This is a genomic window from Paenibacillus sp. J2TS4, from assembly GCF_018403245.1.
Lineage (GTDB): Bacteria > Bacillota > Bacilli > Paenibacillales > NBRC-103111 > Paenibacillus_L.
The window spans coordinates 70,908-92,083 of sequence record NZ_BOSH01000016.1; the positions used below are offsets into that span (position 1 = coordinate 70,908).

Below are 21,176 nucleotides of genomic sequence, written 5' to 3' on the forward strand. Positions count from 1 at the left end.
CGTTCATCATAACAGCAACAAAGGGAAGACGTCAAAATCGTTTCGATTTTACGCCTTCCCTTTGTCCCAATGGACTTCTTGTATATTAACACCCGGTGAAAAGCTCTAGAAACTTTCCCCTGAGTGGTCTAACCCAACAGAGGTCCGGTTTGGCAGCTTTTAATATACTATATGTCCAAGGGCAGTTCAGTGTGAGCCCCTAAAGGCTAATTTTTTAATTCCGTTTGTTCAACGACATCGACTGTATACCTCGAGGTGCCGGAGTCCGATTGCACCTCATATACCAACTGCCGGTCATTCAGCCATTCGACTAATAGAACAGTATCCTCCGGCTTCCACTGACGAAGGGAAGCGTATAGAAGTCTCCCTTCCTCGTCATTCACATACAGCTTCTGATCGATAATAAACGCTCGTGCGCTTCCATCAGGAGACTCCATCCCTTCGTCCTCGGATGTGAATGAGGCGCTTCCGGCAGTGTCATCGGGCCCGGACTTGAAATTTAACCGGTCAGCCCCCTCCTCAGCAGGAGGGATTCCCATAAATGACGGTCCGGCTTCATTGGCCAGCCCCTGCTCCGCATCCACAACGGCAGACTCCGGCTCCGGCTCATCTGCAATACCCGGTTCGGCAGGGGCCGATGGACTGTTAGCACTTGGAGGAGTATCTCCCTGATGGGCAGAAGGCATCCCATCGGCGATCGATTTAGACACATTATGCGTTTCAGAAGTATCTGGCGATGTTGAATCAGCCTTGCTATCCCCCGACCTCGAAGTGCTTCCGGAAGAAATCCGGGCATCGAGCCCTTCGGCGGGGACTTTATCCGAATCTGTCTTCTTCCTCTTATCCAAAGCAGAATCGCCAAGAGAATCCGCAGATTCATTACCCTCTGGCGTATCTTCCAGAGCACCCGATTCCCCATTGTGCTGCGCTTCATTATTAGTTTCTGCTCCACTGCTTGGAGCCTCTTTGGAACTCATATCCTGGATTTCCCGGCTTAACGAAAGTTCGGCATACTCCACGTTCGAATTCGGGGAATCGAATATAAAAATCCCCAGCGCCACACCGGCAGCAGCCACTCCACTTATCGCGGTCCACATCCACCTTCCGCGCCTTGGCCTACTATGGCGAGGGCTTTCAGACCTCTCAATGCTTGCGGAGCTTATGGGACTTGTCACCGCAGGATGCTCTTCCTTAGAATTCATACCCGCTGCTGAATCCAGCTCCATCAGCTTGGGCAGGATGGAATCCACGATGCTTATCGGAGGGACAACATCGGAAAGAGAATCCAGTTCCTCGGATAATCGCTTCATTCTTTGCAGTTGGTCGGCACAGTCGGCACACTGCTCAATATGAAGGAAGAAACGCTTCTCCTCTTCTTTGGCCAAATCTGAATCCAGGTATCGCTGCAACAGCTCTTCCGCTTCATGGCAATTCATCCCCGAACACCTCCCTTCTGATATTCTTGGAGGTAAATTTGAAGCTGTTTCCTGGCTCGAAACAAATACGATTTAACCGTATTGATCGGCAAATCAAGGGATTCGGCTATTTCATTGTAAGAAAATTGCTGCAAATATCGCAGCACCACAACCGAACGATGATGGTCCGGCAGCTTGTCGATCGCATCATGGATATCCTTCGCTACATAAGAAGATATAACTTTCTCTTCAACGTTATCCTCCGCATGGAAATCCAGCTCGTGTTCATCTATGGACACCGAGGGCTTGGCTTTTCTGAATTTATCCATACATAGATTAGTGACTATTCGTTGAACCCATGTTTTAAAAAGCGCCTTCTCTTCATAGGTATGAATTTTGGTGTAAATTCTTAAGAGAGCTTCCTGGGAAGCATCCATGGCGTCTTCCTGATTTCCTAATATATAAAAGGCGGTTCGGTAAACATGAGTTTCAATTTCGCGCAAAAGAGTTATCAGAGCGTCGCGATCGCCCGCTTGAGCAGCTTGGATCAATTCTGGCGCTACCAAGGCTGGGATCCCCCTCCCTTGCATACATATAGACGGCATGCTGCCGCAAAATGTTGCATTCTATCAAACATTATTATAATTATTCATTCAGACCTATCTAGAATACCAGATTTAAAGAGCACAGCCTATAGACTTCTATCATTTTTTAACGAGAAAAGAGAGGAAGATTGACCGCCTCTGGAAGCCATGGTACGATTATAAAAGTTGTTTCTTATTGGAAATAAGTTTCTTCTAACATTTATTTACTACAATTTAATGGCGGGGGTATAACCGAATGAAACTGCTAACTTTTATGCAAGACGGTTCGTATCGTTTAGGTGTCAAGACGGAAGAAGGAGTTATCGACGTTCAGGCCGCGGCAGCCCACTTGGGGGTTAACGATTCCGCGCTTCCCACAACGATAATGGAAGCGATCGCAAATGGAGAACAAGCTGCAGGCTCCTTGCAGAATTTGGTGGATAAGGTGAAAGCGGAGTCCGGAAACCGCTCCTACCTGCTGGACGAGCTTAAGCTGAATTTGGGGCCATGTGTGACCCATCCTAATAAAATTATTTGTGTAGGACTAAATTATCGCAAGCATGCAGAGGAAACCAACTCACCGATTCCGCAATATCCGATCCTCTTCAATAAATTCAACAATACGCTGACCGGTCACGGACATACCGTCACTCTTCCTAAAGTAAGTACTAAAGTAGATTATGAAGCGGAGCTTGTCATCGTTATTGGCAAGAAGACGAAGGATGTGTCCAAAGATCAGGCTCTTTCTCATGTGTTCGGATACTGTAATGTGAATGATTTGTCTGCTCGTGATTTGCAGCTTCGCACCCCGCAATGGCTGCTTGGCAAAACCTGCGACGGCTTCAGCCCGCTGGGACCCTATCTTGTCACTTCCGATGAAGTGGGCAATCCGAACGATTTGAAAATCCAATGCTTCGTTAACGGCGAAGAGCGTCAAAGCTCCAACACATCGGATATGATTTTCCATTGTGACGAGATTGTAAGCTATATTTCCCAATATATGACACTGGAGCCGGGAGATCTTATTCTGACGGGTACTCCGGAAGGGGTAGTGCTCGGTTATCCGGAGGACAAGCAAGTTTATCTGCAGGATGGAGATATTGTGACTATCGAAATCGAGAAGCTGGGTAAATTGACGAATCGGATGGTCCAGGAACGGCATTAATGGAACACCCTCATTTGCTCTAATATGAAAATTTAAAAGCCGCTGAGAGGAGCGATACTCCCCTTGGCGGCTTCTTTATTAAAGGAACGTGCTTTTAGCTGAATAGCCAGCCTAATGTAATCTGACCTTATTTCTTCTGGAGATAAGCTTTAATATGGCCAGCCGGTATTTACGAAATATATAATAAAAGGCGGCATAACCCAACAAACTGAATACAAGGCTGTTAACGACTCCCCCAAGGACGAACTTAATCCCCAGCTTTCCCAGCTTGTTAACGTTAACGGCTGCCTCTACATATTCCATATTTTCCAATGAAAAATCAGGAAGCTTTTTTCTCGGATGGAACAATAGCCTGCCGGTCACATAATTCATATAGAACAAAACCGGCCATATAATAGATCCTATGGAAGCGGCAATAATAGAAGCGGGGAGATTGCCTTTGGCCAACCGGGCAAAAGCGATAGAAAGAGCAGGCCCGATTCCGAAGGTGGGAAACCAGCAGGGAAAAAATCCAGTGACCAGCCCGATGGATACTTGGTGCGCCCCTTTATTTACCCTAAACAATTTCACCGTATAGTATTTTAATCTTCTGATCAGCTTCATTGTTACTCCTTTACGGTGAAGGTTATTGCCCAATATTATCTCATGCTTTTCAACAAGATACAATATACCTCCCAGGGTTCTGACGACAATAGAAAAGCCGGATCTCCGTCTATAACGGAGTCCGGTATCCAGCAAAGAATCATTCCGCCCCTTGCATGTAACGCTCATAGCCGGATTGATAGATACTCATATATTCTTCCAATCCCATTTGCTTCAGAGTGCTGACATAATTGTCCCATTCATTAAACGAAATCGATCCATTAATAAACCTGGCCCTCATTTCGTCCACGTAGGGATGAATGTCCGCGCTCAGGATGGACATTCTCTCAGTTTCTTCCTGAGTGTAGGTGAAGGGAGGCCAGATTTCCTTCACTACGTAAGGCCTCACTCTTTCTGCCGCTTCCAGCGACTCCGGCAAGCTCTCCGATCCCTTGAAATACTTGCGGGATACAAAGCCCGGGTAACTGCCGCCCAGCCAGACGACATATTTGCTAAGCTCCTGCTCAAGCGTCCGGCCATCCTTGCTGTTCAGAATATGATCGGTATACACGAACTCTCCGTCAGCCGTCTCCTCATAGGATTCCCCTTCGATGCCCATGAAGAACATTTTATTGCCCTCATCGCCAAAAAAATAATCGATCCAACGGACGGTCGCTTCTGGATACGGATTTCGATCCGTAATGACGAACGCACCTACATGAATCAATGGAGTTTTTACATGAGAATACAGACGGTCGCCATGGGGCCCCTCCAGCGCAGGAAGCCCGACATATCCTTTTTGATTCATTAAAGTAAAGGGAGACGGAACGAGCATCGTTCCATATATTCCAGTGGCACCATTAGCGTACAGGGCACTGCTCTTGATCGTAAAAACATCTTTTTCAATGAGTCCTTCGGAATACAGCCTATGAATATATTCGAGCACTTCCTTGTAACGCGCGTCCGCCGGAATGAATCTAAGCTCGTTCGTCTCTGGATCCATATCGACTCGGGAATGCCCTAGTCCACGGTTCCCGAGCCCCCAGGCTCCCTTCAGATGATTAATTAAAGGACCTATGCCAGCCGCGCCAAAAGGAACTTCATCCGCCTTCCCATTCCCGTTCAAATCCGTCTCTTTAACCGCTTTTAAATACTCATAGAACTGATCCGTCGTTTCCGGCGGCTCCATTCCCAGCTTGTCCAGCCATTCTTCTTTAGCCCAAATAGGATAACCGATCAACATGGACATAAAATCCGGATCATAAAAGGAAGGAAAAGAGTATATGTTTCCATCCGGCATCGTTAAGCCTTTACGGATTTCCGGGTACTTGTCCAGCAATTTTTTAAAATTTGGCGCATATTCATCGATTAAATCATTCAAACGAATCAATATTCCTTGCTGGCCGTACCTCAATAAGTCAGCCGAGCTAAATCGAGATGTCATGAAGGCATCCGGATAATTCCCATCGGCTAACACTAAATTTCTTCTGGAAGATAATTGGTCAAAAGGGACCATTTGAAATTTAGTTTCAATTTGAGTCATTTGGGCATATTCTTGCCACAGCATAACTTCATTCCAATCGGGGTTGGAGGTAGGCGATTTTCCTGCAAAAATACGTAACGTTATCGGCTCTTTAACAATCGGCATTCCAGTTGGATTAACATAATCCTTCCCGATTTCCGGCCTATGATCCTCCTTGTCTCTTGACTTTGACTGGTTGTCGCATGAGACAAGAAGGCCGGTAAACAATACAGCAATGGTAATTCCCGATACCCACCTTTGCATGTCCATACCCAACTCGGCCCCCCCGACTGATGTTATTTCAACAGATGTTAACCTTATTTATTGTATCTCTCGTAAGCTTCTTTGTATACTTTCATATACTCGTCAAGTCCCATCTTCTCTACCGTGCTGACATATTTATCCCACTCGCTGAATGGAAGCGAGCCATTAATGAACTTGGCTTCCGTTTCATTGACGTAAGAGGTAATGTCGGAGCCGATCGATGACATGAACTCTGTTTCTTCCTCTGTATAGTTGAAGCTGCTCCATATTTCCGGTACTCGGTGAGGCTCGGCCTTCTTACCTGTTTCGATCGATTCGGGGAGAGTTTCAGAACCTTTAAAGTACTGCTCCTTAACGAATCCCGGGTAGCTGCCGCCAAGCCAAGTAAAGTATTTGGCCAGAGCCTGATCATAAGTTAAGCCGTTTGGATTGTTCGTAATTTCATCGATGTACTCCAATTTGCCGTCGGCTGTTTCGGTATAAGTGACATCCTTCTGTCCCATAAAGTAAAATTTGGCGCCTTCATCTCCGTAGAAATGATCCATCCAGCGAACCGTTTCTTCCGGATGCTCGTTTTTATCGGTAATCGCAAATGCACCAACATGAACCATAGGCACTTTAATATGGGAGTATATTTGGTCCCCATGCGGCCCTTTCAGTGCTCCCAGCCCGATGTAACCATCCTGGTTCATCAACGTTTTCGGATTGGGCATGATGGTCGCGCCAAATACTCCTTCGCCCCCTTTGGCATACAAACTGCTTCCCTTGAGCGTAAAGATTTCGCTGTCAATAAGCCCTTCCGAGTATAGCTTGTGCATAAATTCCAGTACTTCTTTGTACCTTGGATCCGTCTTGATAAATCTTAGCTCATTCGTCTCGGGGTCTACATCGACATATTTATGGCCCAATCCACGATTCCCTAATCCCCATGCTCCTTTAATCTGATCGATCAAAGGACCGACCCCAGCTCCACTGTATGGGATTTCATCTGCCTGCCCGTTGCCGTTCAGGTCCGTCTCTTTAACCGCCTTCAAATACTGATAGAATTCCTCTATCGTTTGCGGCTCGGACATATTTAATTTTTCCAGCCATTCCTGCTTAATCCATAGAGGAGTTCCTATCAGCATGGGCAGAAACTCAGAATCGTAGAAGGAAGGGAAGGAATAAATGTTGCCGTCCGGCATCGTCAACCCTTTTCTCAGCTCAGGATACGTTTCCAGCAGCTTCTTGAAATTCGGAGCATACTCATCGATCAGATCGTTCAATTTAATGAATACTCCCTGTTGTCCGTACCGGATCAAATCAGCGGAGCTCAATCTCGCGGAGTAGAAAGCGTCCGGGTAATCCCCTCCGGCCAAAACCAAGTTTCTTTTTTCGGTCAAATTCTCAAACGGAATTAATTGAAAATTGATTTTCATGTTGGACATTTTCTCATACTCGCTCCAAACGAGCGTCTCTTCGAATTTATTGCCATTGGTGGCCGATTTTCCGGTGAAGAACGTCAGCTCGATAGGTTCGTTTACGATCGGAAAACCTGTCTTATTTAAATTGGATGCCACCTCCGATCCTTTATCGCCCTCTTTATTCGCGCCGCTGCCCTTGCCATCGCTGCCGCCGCCGCAGCCTGCCAGCATGCTGGTGCCAAGGGCCGCCGTTAAAGCGACAGAAGTCCATTTTCTCCACTTCTTCATGTTTTGTCCTCCCTTTTCTTTGCTACTTTTTAATCATTTTTTATGCTATATTTACGGCGATAAAGAAAAGCATATCTCTACGACCGTCAATATACTCAAAGATTTTCTAACCCTTAATAGCTCCAATCATGACGCCTTTGACAAAATACTTCTGTAAAAACGGATACAACATCAGGATCGGAAGATTAGCGACAATCACTATGGCGTATTTGATAGCTTCTGCGTCCATTACACTGTCTGACAGGGTATCCGCACTGATGTCGAGCATTTCCTGCATCTGTCCTTGAACGAGAATTTCCCGCAGAAAGAGCTGCAAAGGATATTTATCGCGATCGGTCAAATAGATGAGAGCGCTAAAATAAGAGTTCCAGTGTCCAACGCTGTAAAATAGAATCATTACGGCGATAATCGGCATCGATAGAGGAAGCACGATCCTTAGCAGAATTTGCATATTCGAGCAGCCATCGATAGAGGCCGCTTCCTGCATTTCATACGGAATTCCGTTCTGAAAGAAGGTTCTCATAATTAAAATGTTCCAAACGGAGACTGCCCCGGGAATCACCATGACCCAAAAAGAGTTCAGCATCCCCAAATTTTTGATCAACAAGTAGGTTGGAATCATTCCTCCGCTAAAAAACATCGTAAACACGATCATTGCCGTAAATGTATTGCGGAGCATAAAATCTTTACGGGACAGCGGGTAAGCCGCCGCGATCGTCATCACCAAATTGATGGCGGTTCCAACTACGGTGTAAACAATGGTATTCCAATATCCCGTCAAAATCTCGGTATTGGAAAACACCCGCTTATACCCCACCCAGGTTAAATCCTTGGGCCACAGCCATACTTCCCCACGCATAACCGCTGCCGGATTGCTGAAGGAAGCGACCACTACAAAAACAAGAGGATAAAGAACTATGATGGAAATGATAATGAGAAGCGTGTAATTAATAATATTGAAAATCCGGTCCGATCTCGTCTCGACCATCTACTGCTGCCTCCCTACCAAAGACTCGTTTCATTGACTTTGCGGGCAATGAAATTGACACTCACCAGCAAAATAAAGTTAATAACCGAATTAAACAGTCCGACTGCGGCGGAAAAGCTGTATTGTGCTCCGATAATACCGCTTCGGTATACATGAGTCGAAATAACGTCAGAAGCCGACATATTCAAATCATTTTGCATCAGAAATACTTTCTCGAACCCGACGCCGAGCACGGAGCCCATATTCAGAATCAGTAATATAACAATGGTGGGCATAATTCCCGGAATGTTAATATGCCATATTCTTTGCAGCCGGCTGGCACCATCCACTCTGGCGGCTTCGTGAAGCTGCGGATCAATCCCGGACAAGGCGGCCAAATAAATAATCGAACTCCAGCCCATCTGCTGCCATACGCCGGAAAAAACATAGATCGTCTTGAACCAGGCCGGTTCCGTCAAAAAGGCGATAGGCTCTCCCCCAAATACTTTGATCAATTGGTTGACCATCCCGCTTTGGGGAGAAAGAAAGATGAGAATCATCCCTACAATAACTACGGTCGACAGGAAGTGAGGAGCGTACGTGACCGTTTGAACGAAACGCCGGTATCCTTTAGACTTGACCTCGTTGATCATCAACGCAAGAATGATGGGAACGGGAAAACCAACAGCCAATTCGTATAATCCGATTCCCAACGTATTCTTCATCAGCCGCCAAAAATAGTAGCTGTCAAAAAAACGTTCAAAATGTTTAAAGCCTACCCAAGGACTTCCCCATATTCCTTTGGTGGCAATGAAGTTTTTAAATGCAATCTGCACTCCATACATCGGAAAATACTGGAAAATGGCGAAGTAAATAATAACGGGCAGAAATAATACATATAAACTCCAATTCTTTGTAAATCGTTTTAGGACTTGTGAAGCTTTGGATTTTTTGGTACGGTTGGTCGTGTTCATTTGAATAGAAGCTTGTTCCAAATGGTTTCACCTACTTTCTTGTTTTTCTGAGGGTGTGGCTAGATTGTTTGCAAGCCTGATCTTAGACCAGACCTGGAAAAAATGGTATTAACACTTTTTTAGATCCCTTGATTTTTTTTAGATTTCTAATGGATAGGCAGAGTAATAAAAAACGGGAAAGTCGCGCTGTTATGCGAAAAAAACGAAAAAGCCGCAGCGTATGCCGCGGCTGAACTCAGCCTTCCTGAATAGAAGACTCACAGTATAATGAAACTACCGTTTTGAATTCACTGTCATAGAATGAAGGAGGCCGTTGTTCCGTTGTTGTGGTTACAAAGAAAAAACTCTTTATTTGTAAAAATCTTTTTCAGCTTTCTCATCATTATCGTATTGCTGTCTTCGTTTAACTTGCTTTCCTTTACTTTTTTTAAGACAAACATCCAGAAGGAAATTATTCAGTATAATCGCTTGATCTTACAGAATGCTGCAGAGCGGTACGGCATTCATTTTACTCGTTTGAAAACGATTTTATTCGATCTGTACTTAAACGATCAGCTCAGCTCCTTCAACAGGCAATTGCTGACGAAGAACGAGCGGGAAATCGATTATTTATTGACGGGCGAAATTATGAAAAGCCTGCAGCCGGATGTTTATAACCCGCTTCATCACCTCGATAATATTATCGTTTTCTTTCATTCCAACGGATATGCTATCGAAAAAGAAGGGAGCAGCCAGGCCCAGGAGCTTTTTTCCAAGTTTTATGTAAGTGAAGACTATCCGTATTCTTTTTGGGAGCAGCAATTCGACCGCAAGGAAAACTATCAAATTTTGCCGGCTTCGAAATTTAATATCCATACTACCAATAGCATCGATACTCGGGAGATGCTTCCTATTTCTCTTAAAATGTCCGGGAACAACTATCAAATCGTAGCTTTGGTCGATGTGCAGAAGCTGCTTCAAGCATTCAACGGGGAAAATAAGAATGCTCATTTTATCATTCTCAATGAAGAGGGAACCGTCCTGTTCAGCTCCTCCGGAACGGTTCCTGAGCAAATCCCTTCCTTGACTGACGACAAAGGCTATAAACTGATTGATCAACACTATTATTTTGCGGAAAAGGACGAAGAGACTCGTCTTACCTTTATGTCCGTAGTCCCTTATTCGAATATAGCTTCACAAGTGCGGAGTCTTAATCTCGTTTTGGCGCTCATTCTTACCGTATCCATCGGGATTGGAATTGCCGCTTCTATCTTCCTGAGCCAAAAAATCAATTCTCCGGTGAAGCAGATCATTTCTTCGATTATGGACCGCAATCCGGGCAAGCTGGATAGTACTATTCAGGAATTTGCCTTCATCAATCAGCAGGTTCATGACCTTATTCAGGAGAAGGAAGAAATCCGCAACGAGCTTATTCACAACCGGTCCTTCCTGACGAGCTATAATTACATTAACAAGCTTAAGATGATCAATTCGGACTTAAACGAATGGAAAGAGTTTATTACAGCGGACGAGACCTTCATGATCATTCTGTATCAGTTGAAATTCCGTACGGAAGCCTTTGAGAAGCTCGACATGATGCCGGATAAGGCGACCAATTACATTCGAGAGCATATCCGTCTGATGATATCGGAGCGGTTCCAGGATTCGCACACGTTTCAGATTGAAAAAGACCAGATTCTAACCGTTCTGAGCGGAAAAATAGAACTAAAAGAGCTGCGGGAAATGCTGGAGCTGTTAAAAACCATTCTCGATGGCGATAAACAGTTCTGCTTCGCTCTAATTGCGGTCAGCTCCGTCTATAGCCAAACATCGCAATTCAATGAAGCTTACCAGGAGGTTCTCGGTTTGCTCCAACAGGCGGAGCTGCAGGACGAAACCCAACTCATTTATGAGGCAAGGCCGCAAAGCAGGCCGCTCGTTCTCGCCCCCTCCCAAGAGCAAGAGCTGTATAATCATCTGCAGGAAGGCAACGAAGCGGCTTGTCTGGCGATCATTAACCGGATGCTGGATTCGATGTTCAAGAAGCATGCGGCCTTCCATCAATACGATCAATTGGCGGAAAGCATCGCAGCCAAAACCTTGCTCATTCTTGATGCCTATCAGCTCGATCCGGAGCTGACCGAGTCGTTGGATCAATTCGTGTCGGAGCCAAGGGAATGCTATACATTGGAGGAATATAAGGACTATTTCGAGCAATTTATTTCGGCAGTCGCCTCTATGGTCAAATCAAAAAAAGACGAACGCGACCCGATCATCCATTTTGTCATGGAATGGCTATCCACGAAATATAGCGAAGAAATTTCTCTCGATCTGTTGGCTGACAAATTAAATTTATCGAGCGCTTATTTATCGGTTTATATTAAAGAGCACACGGGAGTCAACTTCATAGATCATATGAATGGCATCCGGATGCAAAAAGCTAAGGAACTGCTTAGCCATACGACGTTAACGGTAACCGAGATCAGTCAGCAAGTCGGCTACCGTAACGTCACCTCATTCAACAGAATGTTTAAAAAGTGGACCGGGACCTCCCCAACCGAGTACCGTAAAAATCAAACCCTGCTCTCGGAAGGCTCGGATGTGTCCCCGCTGGATTGAGCCGTTGCTTGACAGTTGCGGTCTCACTGGTTGACGAAATCGCCCAATTTCTCAAAATATAGAAAATAGAGCGCATTTTTGCACCTTAATCATAAAAATGTCTAGATCGGTAGAATTGGGGTGTATATTTGCACCTAATGTTGTTTTCCTACCTGACTACAGGCACTAGTTTAATAGGGCTATATCCTTGATTATGGCAGCATCTGACGGAAACGATAGCCATGCTTGCTAACGATCATTTGAATTTCTCCGTTCAAATCCGTACGTAAGACATTCACTTCGTTATTCTCCAATCTTTCCACTACAACGGGAGAAGGATGTCCATAACGGTTATTAACTCCGGCGGAGATTACCGCATGACGAGGCTGCCAATAATGGAGCCATTCTTCGGTGGTCGAAGTTTTGCTGCCGTGATGCCCGACTTTAAGCACGTCGATGGGGCGGAAATCATTATCATTGGCATATCCAGTTCCCTCTGTCTCCATATAAGAGCCTACGCCAAGTTCCCGCTCCTTCAACGAATGGAGAATATCGAACTCGCCCAGCTTCTCCAAGTCTCCGGTAAACAGAACTTTAGCTTGGAACATATCCAGAAGAAAAACGACGGAATTCTCATTCTGCTCTGCCGAATAAATAACCTCTCCCTCCTTGGTCGGATGAGGATATAACAAGCGCAGCGATGTATGCCGATCCAGTGGGATCGTTTGACCCGCCTCAACCGCATATAACGAAATGTTTTTGTCGAGAGCGGTGCGAAATAGCTTGCGGGTTCCTTCGTTATCCTTCAGTCTTCCGTTGAACATTAGCCGATCCACAGGAATTTGCTCAATGACCGCCTGCAGGCCTCCAATATGATCGGTATCGGCATGAGTAATCACCATCCAGTCCAGACGATGGACACCTCTTTGCTTAAGCAGAGGAACAACCAGCTTACTCCCTACCTCATATGGACGGGATCTTTGCTTCCACTCTTCTCCCGGTTTCTGGAAGCGAATCGTTCCTCCCCCGTCAATCAGAATATTCAACTGTTCCGGGGTCCTGATCAGAATAGAATCTCCCTGCCCAACATCCAAAAATTGGATCACACCTTCCTTCTTCCAAAAATCCGGATTATAGCCATAAACAAGCAGCAGGAAAAGAGCCGGGACAAGGACGTAAATCCGCCGTTCGCGCTTTGGAACGGGAAGCTTCCGTTCCACAGTCAGCATAGGGCCCTTCGCTGTCTGCTTCGATTGCATCCGCCGATTGGCTTCCCATACGATCGCCGCCAACAAGGCATAGTAAGCTACAATCCACCAAACAGAAGGAGAAGGCCATATGAGGTGAAACCAGTTCCAGCCATCCATCCAATCGACCAGCCGGAAGGACAGCTCGTTCAGCTGTGTGACTGCCCAAGCCGGCCAACGACCGGCCGGTATCCAGATCGATCCGATGACAAGAGCGGCGAAGCCGGCAGGAATAATCGCCAGACTGACCATTGGAACGATAATAAAATTAGCGATCCAGGACAATAAAGAGAATTGATTGAAGTAATAAATGGAGAGTGGAAAAGAAGCAGCCTGCGCTACGAGAGTAACCGACAAAGCTCCAGTCAAGGCAGGAAATCGATTAGGCAGAAGCGCATTCATTCGCGAGACCCCGACAATAAGACCGATCGTAACCAGAAACGAAAGCTGAAAACTGACATTTACCAAATAATAAGGATTCCAAATCAGCATCAGCAGTCCGACCAGACTAACCAGATTAAGTCCGTCCTTGAGCGTATTCTTTCTGGCTGCATACAGCGCCATTATCGCCATTATTCCCGCGCGAATCACCGAAGGAGCAGAGCCTGTCACAATGATATAGAACGGAAGCAAAATCATTGCGGTCATCAGCTTCGTCTCTCTGGTCAATCCCATCCATCCAAGAACCGTTAAAATAGCCCCGACGAATACAGCGACATGGAGCCCGGAAATGGCCAAAATGTGAGTCAGTCCAAGCTGGGAAAATTGCTGGAACTGCTCCGGATCCAAATCTTCACGTACTCCTATTAGCATTCCTTTCATATATCCAGCTTGCTTATCCGAAAACAGCTCGTCCAGCACTCCGGCGAGTCGCGCACGAAACTGGTCATTCCAGCTTAACAGGCGAGCCACATCCCAACGGGTGCTGCCTTCTACTACCGCGCTATCCGTCCCCTTGGCGGACACTTGCCAATGAATATGCTGGTATCTTAAATATTTTCGGTAATCAAAGCCGCCAAAATTTCTAGCTTCGGATGGTTGAAACAGCGTTCCGGCCAGTTCAATCGAATCTCCCCTGCCCCATTCTGATGCCTCCTCCTGCTCGGACGGCTGCATTAATCGAAGCGAGATCTGCATTTCTTCATTGATATCCCATGTCCGATTTAACAAATCGGAACTCATGCCGCCCGTGGGGGAGGAAGTTGCCGATATGTCCCGAACCCGGACAGAGAACGAGGCTCGGTCCCCGTCCACAATAACCGGAGTAACTATTTGCCCGGATAATTGCACTTCGGCATCCTTCCATTCTTCACTGAGAAAGGAGGCATTGCGCTCATCGTACCATTGAATATAGCTAAATGAGATGAAAAGAAGCAGCACCAAAGAAAGCGGTTGGCGTCCCGGCATTTCCAACAGCCATAAGCCGGCCCCTACTGCCAGCGCCAAGACTGTAAACATAAGCGGAATGCCCACGTACGCCAGTTGAAGCGCAGCCGCCCCGCCGAGCGTCCATAAGCAGGCGGCTATAAGCAACGGTCTTTTAAGCATGGTCCTCCCCCCCAACTGCGATTAAAAACAAAAAAAGAACCTCCTCCCGCCTCATGGCGAAAAGAGGTTCTTCCTCATCACATTATAAAAATCATCAGCCTTGATTTTGCTGATATTCAACAGTTTCAGATCTCGATGCCCAATAGGATCGCGGGATGTCTTGACCAACCTGCCGTTAGTTTGTTACGTTCATTACGGTATCCGCAGGAGGAACGTATTTATCCAGCGTGCGAAATACAATTCCTCTGGCTTGCATCAGCTCGGAAACTTTATCGTTGTCTTTTGGATAGGGCCGGTGGAAGACGATTTCCTTAATTCCGCTGTTGGCCAACATATTGGCGCACGTCCAGCATGGCTGGTCTGTCACATAGACCGTAGAGCCTTCACGATCTATCCGGTCGGTGAACAGCAGCAGATTCTGCTCGGCATGAATGGTGCGAATGCATCGCTGCTTCTTCACCATCTGCTCTTCCCCGTCAACGGTCGCTACCTCATACTCTTCCACCAGCATACAGCCGGCTTCCGAGCAATCCGGCACTCCCATCGGGGCCCCGTTATAAGCGGTGCCGAGCAGCTTCTTTCCCTGAACCAGCACCGCTCCGACATGACGGCGGGAGCAGCGGGAACGGGTAGACGCCATATAGGCGATATCCATGAAGTACGTATCCCAATCTTTACGAGTAGTCATTATTAATCCCTACTTCTGACTGGCTATAATAGCCTCTTCCAAATCATAAAGAATATCGTCAATCGCTTCAGTTCCGATAGAAAGACGAATCATTCCGGGTGTAACGCCCGCTGAAAGCTGCTCTTCCTCCGAAAGCTGCTGATGAGTAGTACTGGCCGGATGGATGATCAGCGATTTGGAATCTCCAACGTTCGCCAGATGGGAGAATAGCTTAACATTATTGATCACCTTGCGCCCTGCTTCCAGACCGCCCTTGATCTCAAAGGTAAGAATAGCTCCTTGCCCTTTCGGTAAATACTTCTGTGCGAGAGAGTAGGACGGATGACTTTGCAGTCCCGGGTAATTAACCCACGATACAGAATCGTTTCCTTCCAAAAACTCGGCAACCTTAAGAGCGTTCGTGCTGTGGCGCTCCATACGCAAATGGAGAGTCTCCAGTCCTTGCAGCAGCAGGAAGGAGTTAAAAGGAGATATAGCAGCACCCATATCGCGGAGCAATTGAACCCGGGCTTTAATAATATACGCCATGGGGCCCACCGCTTCAGTATAAACCACTCCGTGGTAGCTTGGGTCCGGCTCGATCAAGCCGGGGAACTTGCCGCTTGCCTTCCAATCAAACTTGCCGCCATCCACAATGACTCCTCCGATGGAGGTCCCATGTCCGCCAATAAATTTGGTCGCTGAATGAACGACAATGTCGGCACCATGCTCAATAGGCCGGAGCAAATAGGGGCTCGGGAAAGTATTATCTACGATAAGCGGAATTCCATTCTCGTGGGCGATCTTGGCAACGGCCTCGATGTCCAGCACATCACCTTTTGGATTGCCGATTGTTTCTGCGAAGAGCGCCTTAGTCTTGGACGTAATCGCCTTGCGGAAATTTTCCGGATCGGACGGATCAACGAATTTAACGTCGATACCGATTTTAGACAACGTAGTAGAGAACAGGTTATATGTTCCGCCATACAAGCTGGATGCAGATACAATTTCGTCTCCGGAGCCAGCAATATTAAGAATGGAATATGTAATAGCTGCCTGACCGGATGCGGTTGCCAAAGCGCCTACCCCGCCTTCCAAAGCGGCGACGCGCTTCTCGAATACGTCGGTAGTCGGATTCATTAAACGAGTGTAAATATTGCCGAATTCCTTAAGTGCAAATAAATCAGCCGCGTGATCCGTATCCCGGAAGCCGTAGGACGTTGTTTGATATAGGGGTACCGCTCTGGACATCGTTGTCGGATCAATCTCTTGTCCAGCGTGAACCGCCAGAGTTTCCAGTGCTAATTGACGTTCTTCTGACATATCAATGAATTCCTCCCTTTTTAGTAGCCTAACCCTATAATCTCACAATTTATGCAAAATTAAAAGGTCATTTCCCGCAGGCTCCAACAAAATAAATAATTTAATCCGCTGAATATAGAGTGACCATGATTTGATCTTTAAATTTATCGAATGTCTTCTGTCCTATACCTTTGACCTCCATAATCTCCTCTATCGATTTAAAGCCTTTGTGTTCCAGCCGATAATTCGCAATTGCGTTCGCCTTGCTTGGTCCGATTCCGGGCAAAGTCGTCAATTCGGAGACCGTAGCCGTATTGATATCGATCAGCGTCTTGCCAGAGGAAAGAGCCGCTTGTTGCTCGTCTTGGGAGCTAACGGCATCCTCCAAACGGCCGATCGTCGATGCTGCTCCTTCTTCATTTGAGGAGGTTACTCCTTCCGGAGTATCTTTAGGGGGCCCCGTCTGTCCCTGTACCGGCGCTTTTGCCCCATCATTATCTGGTGACTGTAGATGGCTATCGTTAGTCTCTCCATCTGAGGAGATTTGGCCGGAATCAGTGCTGCCAGAGTCACCTTCTTCATTCACCACCGGGTCCACAGAAGAGTTCGCTGCAGCACCTTCTTCCTTTAGAACCGAATTATCGCTATTCAACAAGGCTTGGACTTCATCATTCACGACCCGAAAAGGTTCCCATTCTCCAGCATCATATATTCTCGAGAATAGTATAAACCCAATCAGCGTAACGGGCAGCAAAGAAAATAACCACATTCTTCTCATTCCGAACAGTCTCTCCATCATTAACCCTCCGGTTTCTAGAATATTACGAATAGAAAGCAAAACTTATAAATTCTTATAATTGCACAAAAAAACCGCCCTGAATTCGTGATTAAACACGATGAATCAGGGCGGTTCTTCCGCACATTCACATTGACAACATATTATCATATTTGGTAAACAACGGCAATACTTTTTCGGTTCGATGTATTCAATCTGAATTAACCGATACCACAAGGACGATGAGCTTCAAGGAATGTTGCCAGAACCTTTGGCATAAACTTATTAAAGCGTTACTGTACCTAATTAATTATGATCAAGGAGGGGTTCATGATGAATACAGGATTCATCGGTACCGGCAGCATGGGGAGCCTGCTCATAGAGGCCTTCTTGCATTCCGGGGCTCTCTTGCCGCAGGAAATAGTCGCCTGCAACCGTACTCCTAGCAAAGCGGAGCAACTCGCTGAACGTTATCGGGGCCTTCGCGCCGTCCGTTCCAATAAAGAAGTTGTACTGGAAAGCGAGCTAATCTTTCTATGTGTCAAGCCGCTCGAGTATAGCAAGGTAATAGATGAAATCAAGGACTTCGTCGATCCATCCCAAATTATCGTTTCGATTACGAGTCCTGTTATGATCCAACAGTTGGAACAGCAATTGCACGGTCAAATCGCCAAGGTAATCCCAAGTATTACCAATTACAAATTAGGGGGTGCCTTATTGTGCATGTATGGCAGCCGGCTCCAAGCGGATAATCGAGAAGCCTTGACTTCTTTGCTGGCCGAGATAGGAGAACCGATCGAGATTGAGGAAAAGCTTGTCCGGGTCTGTTCCGATATTTCCAGCTGCGGCCCCGCATTTCTTGCCTATTTCCTGGAGCATTTCATTCGTGCGGCTGTGGAAGAAACGGGTATCCCCCAGCAGCAGGCCTCCGCTTTAGCTGTTCAAATGCTCGTCGGAACCGGTAAATTGTTGGTGGATGGCGATTTTACACCGGAATCATTAAGACAGCGGGTCAGCGTTCCGGGAGGAATTACTGCGGAGGGACTTCAACTAATGGAGAAAGAGCTGAATGATGTTTTCAATCAGCTCTTTCGAATTACTCATGCCAAATATGATGAAGATGTGGCTAAAGTCGCTTCCATCTTGCCTCCGGCTGCCGACTAGCCGACCACTATATTGACCAGCTTGCCGGGAACAGCAATCACCTTGCGCACGGTTTTACCGGCGATCGCTTCTTTAACTTTATCCCGCTCAAGGGCCATTTCCTGCATTTCCTGCTGTCCCAAGCTGCTTGGAATGGAGACACGATCGGCAATCTTGCCGTTGACCTGGACAACAATTTCCACTTCATTCTCCGTCGTCCACTTTTCATCGAAAATCGGCCATGAAACGTAGGTAATCGAAGTATCCGGATGACCCAGTTTTTCCCATAATTCTTCGCCGATATGGGGAGCGATTGGAGAGAGCATCTGTACGAAGTTTTCCATCGCTTCCCAAGGCAAGTACTCAGCCTTATATGCCTCATTGACAAAAATCATCAGCTGGCTGATCGCTGTGTTAAAGCGGAGCGCTTCGAAATCCTCCGTCACTTTTTTGATCGTCTTATGCCAGGTTCTCTTGAATGCCTCGTCTGCCTTCGATTCGTCCTTAACGATTTTGGCGTTCAGCATGCCATCCTCGTTAACAAACAATCTCCACACCCGGTTCAAGAAACGGTAGACTCCCTCTACTCCGTTCTCGCTCCAAGGCTTGGTCGCTTCCAGCGGCCCCATGAACATTTCGTACATGCGAAGCGTGTCTGCACCGTATTTGCCGACAATATCGTCCGGATTGATGACATTGCCGCGGGATTTGCTCATTTTTTCGTTATTATCTCCGAGGATCATCCCTTGATTGACCAGCTTTTGGAATGGCTCCTTAGTCGAAACAACCCCAAGGTCATAAAGTACCTTGTGCCAGAAGCGGGCATAGAGAAGATGAAGAACCGCATGTTCGGCCCCCCCGATATATAAATCGACGGGCAACCATTCCTTCTGCTTCTCCAGCGAACAAAGCTCCTTATCGTTATGCGGATCGATAAAGCGCAAATAGTACCAGCAGCTTCCCGCCCATTGCGGCATTGTATTCGTCTCCCGATAGGCTTTCATGCCGGTTTCCGGGTCTGTCGTGTTTACCCATTCCCCTACGGCAGCCAGCGGAGACTCTCCGGTCCCGGACGGTGTAATATGATCGACGTCCGGCAGTACGAGCGGCAGTTGGTTCTCCGGGACGGTTTTCATCGAGCCGTCCTCCAGATGCAGAATCGGGATTGGCTCACCCCAATATCTTTGGCGGCTGAACAGCCAGTCACGAAGACGGTAGGTCACCTTGCCGACGCCCTTTCCGTTCTTCTCCAGCCAATCGGTCATAACCGCTATCGCTTCTTCATTATGGAGTCCATCCAGCAAGCCGGAATGGACGTGCTCTCCATCTCCGGAATAAGCCTCCTGCTCCAGATTTCCACCTTTGACCACTTCAATAATCGGCAGTTCATACTGCTTGGCGAATTCATAGTCCCTCTGATCGTGTCCAGGAACCGCCATAATCGCTCCGGTCCCATAACCAGCCAGCACATAGTCGGCAATCCATACCGGCACCTTGGCTCCATTGACCGGATTGATGGCAAAGGCCCCGGTGAACACTCCTGTTTTTTCCTTAGCCAGGTCGGTCCGTTCCAAATCGCTTTTGCGTTCCGACTTCGCCTGATAATCCCGAACAGCCTGGAGACAGTCCTCTGTCGCAATCCGTTCGACCAGCGAATGCTCGGGAGCCAGCACACAGTAAGTAGCGCCGAATAACGTGTCCGGCCGGGTCGTGAAGACGACTATTTCCTCCTCAGGATGGCCGTCTACCGCGAATCGGACTTCCGCTCCTTTGGATTTGCCGATCCAGTTACGCTGCATGTCTTTAATACTTTCCGCCCAATCAAGCTCCTCCAAGTCGTCCAAGAGCCTGTCGGCGTATTCGGTAATTTTCAGAATCCATTGACGCATCGGCTTACGGATGACCGGATGACCGCCGCGCTCGCTTTTGCCATCAATGACTTCCTCATTGGCCAGAACCGTCCCCAGAGCCGGGCACCAGTTGACCGGCACTTCAGCCATATACGCCAGCCCGCGCTTATACAGTTGAATAAAGATCCACTGAGTCCATTTGTAATAATTCGGATCGGTTGTGCTAAACTCCCGGTCCCAATCATAGGAAAATCCGAGGGATTTAATTTGTCTGCGGAAGTTGTCTATATTTTTGAACGTAATCTCACGCGGATGTTGTCCCGTATCGAGAGCATGCTGCTCGGCTGGAAGACCGAAGGCATCCCAACCCATAGGATGGAGCACGTTGTAGCCTACCATTCTTTTATAACGGGACACGATATCGGTAGCCGTATAACCTTCCGGGTGACCTACGTGGAGTCCCGCAGCCGATGGATAGGGAAACATATCCAACGCATAAAATTTCGGTTTGTCCGAATCATCCAATACTTTAAACACCTTTTTATTATCCCAATAAGCTTGCCACTTCGGTTCGATGGCCAACGGATTATACCCGTGCCCTCTAGTTTCCTGAACCATTGTTCATCCTCCTTCAACATTTCTCCGGCTTTCTTGCGCAGTTATTGCTAAGGTGCAGCCAGAACATGCAGCCTAGTTCCATTATCTATTGTGTTTATTGGACTTTCTCCAACCCCCGTTTTAACTATCCAAACTTCCTTAGCGTACAAGGAAACCGAAATTGGGAGTTTAGAGAGACTCACAAGGCTTTATTACAAAAATAATGAGCGGGATTTTAGGTAACAAAAAAACCCCCGCCGCCAGCTTATCGCTAGGGACGAGAGGTTGATTCCCGTGGTACCACCC

General features: G+C 47.0%; 15 protein-coding genes. 3 read left to right on the forward strand and 12 right to left on the reverse strand.

What is annotated here, in order from left to right:
* Positions 1–206: 206 nt before the first annotated feature.
* Complete coding sequence (locus KJS69_RS25100) at positions 207–1,436, reverse strand: zf-HC2 domain-containing protein (protein WP_213586552.1); 1,230 nt, start codon at positions 1,434–1,436, stop codon at positions 207–209.
* The gene (locus KJS69_RS25105) at positions 1,433–1,981 is read right to left on the reverse strand and encodes an RNA polymerase sigma factor (RefSeq protein WP_213586553.1); all 549 of its coding nucleotides are present in this window, start codon (positions 1,979–1,981) and stop codon (positions 1,433–1,435) included. The genes KJS69_RS25100 and KJS69_RS25105 overlap by 4 nt, the downstream gene beginning before the upstream one ends.
* A gap of 274 nt (positions 1,982–2,255) precedes the next feature.
* On the opposite strand from KJS69_RS25105, the gene KJS69_RS25110 reads away from it, so the two are divergent.
* Complete coding sequence (locus KJS69_RS25110) at positions 2,256–3,164, forward strand: fumarylacetoacetate hydrolase family protein (RefSeq protein WP_213586554.1); 909 nt, start codon at positions 2,256–2,258, stop codon at positions 3,162–3,164.
* 111 nt (positions 3,165–3,275) lie between these two features.
* Here KJS69_RS25110 and KJS69_RS25115 read toward each other — a convergent pair whose 3' ends face one another.
* The 5 genes from KJS69_RS25115 to KJS69_RS25135 form a co-directional block, all read right to left on the reverse strand.
* Positions 3,276–3,767 (reverse strand): DUF2062 domain-containing protein, encoded by a 492-nt coding sequence (locus KJS69_RS25115; protein WP_213586555.1) that lies wholly within the window; start codon positions 3,765–3,767, stop codon positions 3,276–3,278.
* Between the two features lie 139 nt (positions 3,768–3,906).
* Positions 3,907–5,538, reverse strand: a complete 1,632-nt coding sequence (locus KJS69_RS25120) for an extracellular solute-binding protein (RefSeq protein WP_213586556.1) — start codon at positions 5,536–5,538, stop codon at positions 3,907–3,909.
* 47 nt (positions 5,539–5,585) lie between these two features.
* Positions 5,586–7,223, reverse strand: coding sequence for a type 2 periplasmic-binding domain-containing protein (locus KJS69_RS25125; RefSeq protein ID WP_213586557.1), 1,638 nt, complete (start codon positions 7,221–7,223; stop codon positions 5,586–5,588).
* A gap of 106 nt (positions 7,224–7,329) precedes the next feature.
* Complete coding sequence (locus KJS69_RS25130; RefSeq protein WP_213586558.1) at positions 7,330–8,211, reverse strand: carbohydrate ABC transporter permease; 882 nt, start codon at positions 8,209–8,211, stop codon at positions 7,330–7,332.
* 14 nt (positions 8,212–8,225) lie between these two features.
* Entirely contained in the window at positions 8,226–9,164 is a 939-nt protein-coding gene (locus KJS69_RS25135) for an ABC transporter permease (RefSeq protein ID WP_213586593.1), read from the reverse strand.
* 321 nt (positions 9,165–9,485) lie between these two features.
* Here KJS69_RS25135 and KJS69_RS25140 point away from each other — a divergent pair, with 321 nt between their 5' ends.
* Entirely contained in the window at positions 9,486–11,762 is a 2,277-nt protein-coding gene (locus KJS69_RS25140) for an AraC family transcriptional regulator (protein ID WP_213586559.1), read from the forward strand.
* Between the two features lie 191 nt (positions 11,763–11,953).
* On the opposite strand, the gene KJS69_RS25145 is transcribed toward KJS69_RS25140, so the two are convergent.
* The 4 genes from KJS69_RS25145 to KJS69_RS25160 form a co-directional block, all read right to left on the reverse strand.
* Complete coding sequence (locus KJS69_RS25145) at positions 11,954–14,536, reverse strand: DNA internalization-related competence protein ComEC/Rec2 (RefSeq protein WP_213586560.1); 2,583 nt, start codon at positions 14,534–14,536, stop codon at positions 11,954–11,956.
* A gap of 175 nt (positions 14,537–14,711) precedes the next feature.
* Complete coding sequence (locus KJS69_RS25150) at positions 14,712–15,224, reverse strand: deoxycytidylate deaminase (RefSeq protein WP_213586561.1); 513 nt, start codon at positions 15,222–15,224, stop codon at positions 14,712–14,714.
* A gap of 9 nt (positions 15,225–15,233) precedes the next feature.
* Entirely contained in the window at positions 15,234–16,526 is a 1,293-nt protein-coding gene (locus tag KJS69_RS25155; RefSeq protein ID WP_213586562.1) for a homocysteine synthase, read from the reverse strand.
* 100 nt (positions 16,527–16,626) lie between these two features.
* Complete coding sequence (locus KJS69_RS25160) at positions 16,627–17,304, reverse strand: ComEA family DNA-binding protein (RefSeq protein ID WP_249730699.1); 678 nt, start codon at positions 17,302–17,304, stop codon at positions 16,627–16,629.
* Between the two features lie 309 nt (positions 17,305–17,613).
* On the opposite strand from KJS69_RS25160, the gene comER reads away from it, so the two are divergent.
* Entirely contained in the window at positions 17,614–18,444 is an 831-nt protein-coding gene (gene comER, locus KJS69_RS25165) for a late competence protein ComER (protein ID WP_213586595.1), read from the forward strand.
* Here comER and leuS read toward each other — a convergent pair.
* A complete protein-coding gene (gene leuS, locus KJS69_RS25170) occupies positions 18,441–20,891 on the reverse strand; it encodes a leucine--tRNA ligase (RefSeq protein ID WP_213586563.1) in 2,451 nt (816 codons plus the stop codon). The genes comER and leuS overlap by 4 nt on opposite strands.
* Between the last annotated feature and the right edge of the window lie 285 nt (positions 20,892–21,176).

Excerpts from the sequence above, each read along its gene's own strand:
- KJS69_RS25100 (WP_213586552.1), bottom strand. The coding sequence starts at position 1,436 with ATGAATTGCCATGAAGCGGAAGAGCTGTTGCAGCGATACCTGGATTCA.
- KJS69_RS25110 (WP_213586554.1), top strand. The coding sequence starts at position 2,256 with ATGAAACTGCTAACTTTTATGCAAGACGGTTCGTATCGTTTAGGTGTC.
- KJS69_RS25115 (WP_213586555.1), bottom strand. The coding sequence starts at position 3,767 with ATGAAGCTGATCAGAAGATTAAAATACTATACGGTGAAATTGTTTAGG.
- KJS69_RS25120 (WP_213586556.1), bottom strand. The coding sequence starts at position 5,538 with ATGGACATGCAAAGGTGGGTATCGGGAATTACCATTGCTGTATTGTTT.
- KJS69_RS25125 (WP_213586557.1), bottom strand. The coding sequence starts at position 7,223 with ATGAAGAAGTGGAGAAAATGGACTTCTGTCGCTTTAACGGCGGCCCTT.
- KJS69_RS25130 (WP_213586558.1), bottom strand. The coding sequence starts at position 8,211 with ATGGTCGAGACGAGATCGGACCGGATTTTCAATATTATTAATTACACG.
- KJS69_RS25135 (WP_213586593.1), bottom strand. The coding sequence starts at position 9,164 with ATGAACACGACCAACCGTACCAAAAAATCCAAAGCTTCACAAGTCCTA.
- KJS69_RS25145 (WP_213586560.1), bottom strand. The coding sequence starts at position 14,536 with ATGCTTAAAAGACCGTTGCTTATAGCCGCCTGCTTATGGACGCTCGGC.
- KJS69_RS25150 (WP_213586561.1), bottom strand. The coding sequence starts at position 15,224 with ATGACTACTCGTAAAGATTGGGATACGTACTTCATGGATATCGCCTAT.
- KJS69_RS25155 (WP_213586562.1), bottom strand. The coding sequence starts at position 16,526 with ATGTCAGAAGAACGTCAATTAGCACTGGAAACTCTGGCGGTTCACGCT.
- KJS69_RS25160 (WP_249730699.1), bottom strand. The coding sequence starts at position 17,304 with ATGATGGAGAGACTGTTCGGAATGAGAAGAATGTGGTTATTTTCTTTG.
- comER (WP_213586595.1), top strand. The coding sequence starts at position 17,614 with ATGAATACAGGATTCATCGGTACCGGCAGCATGGGGAGCCTGCTCATA.
- leuS (WP_213586563.1), bottom strand. The coding sequence starts at position 20,891 with ATGGTTCAGGAAACTAGAGGGCACGGGTATAATCCGTTGGCCATCGAA.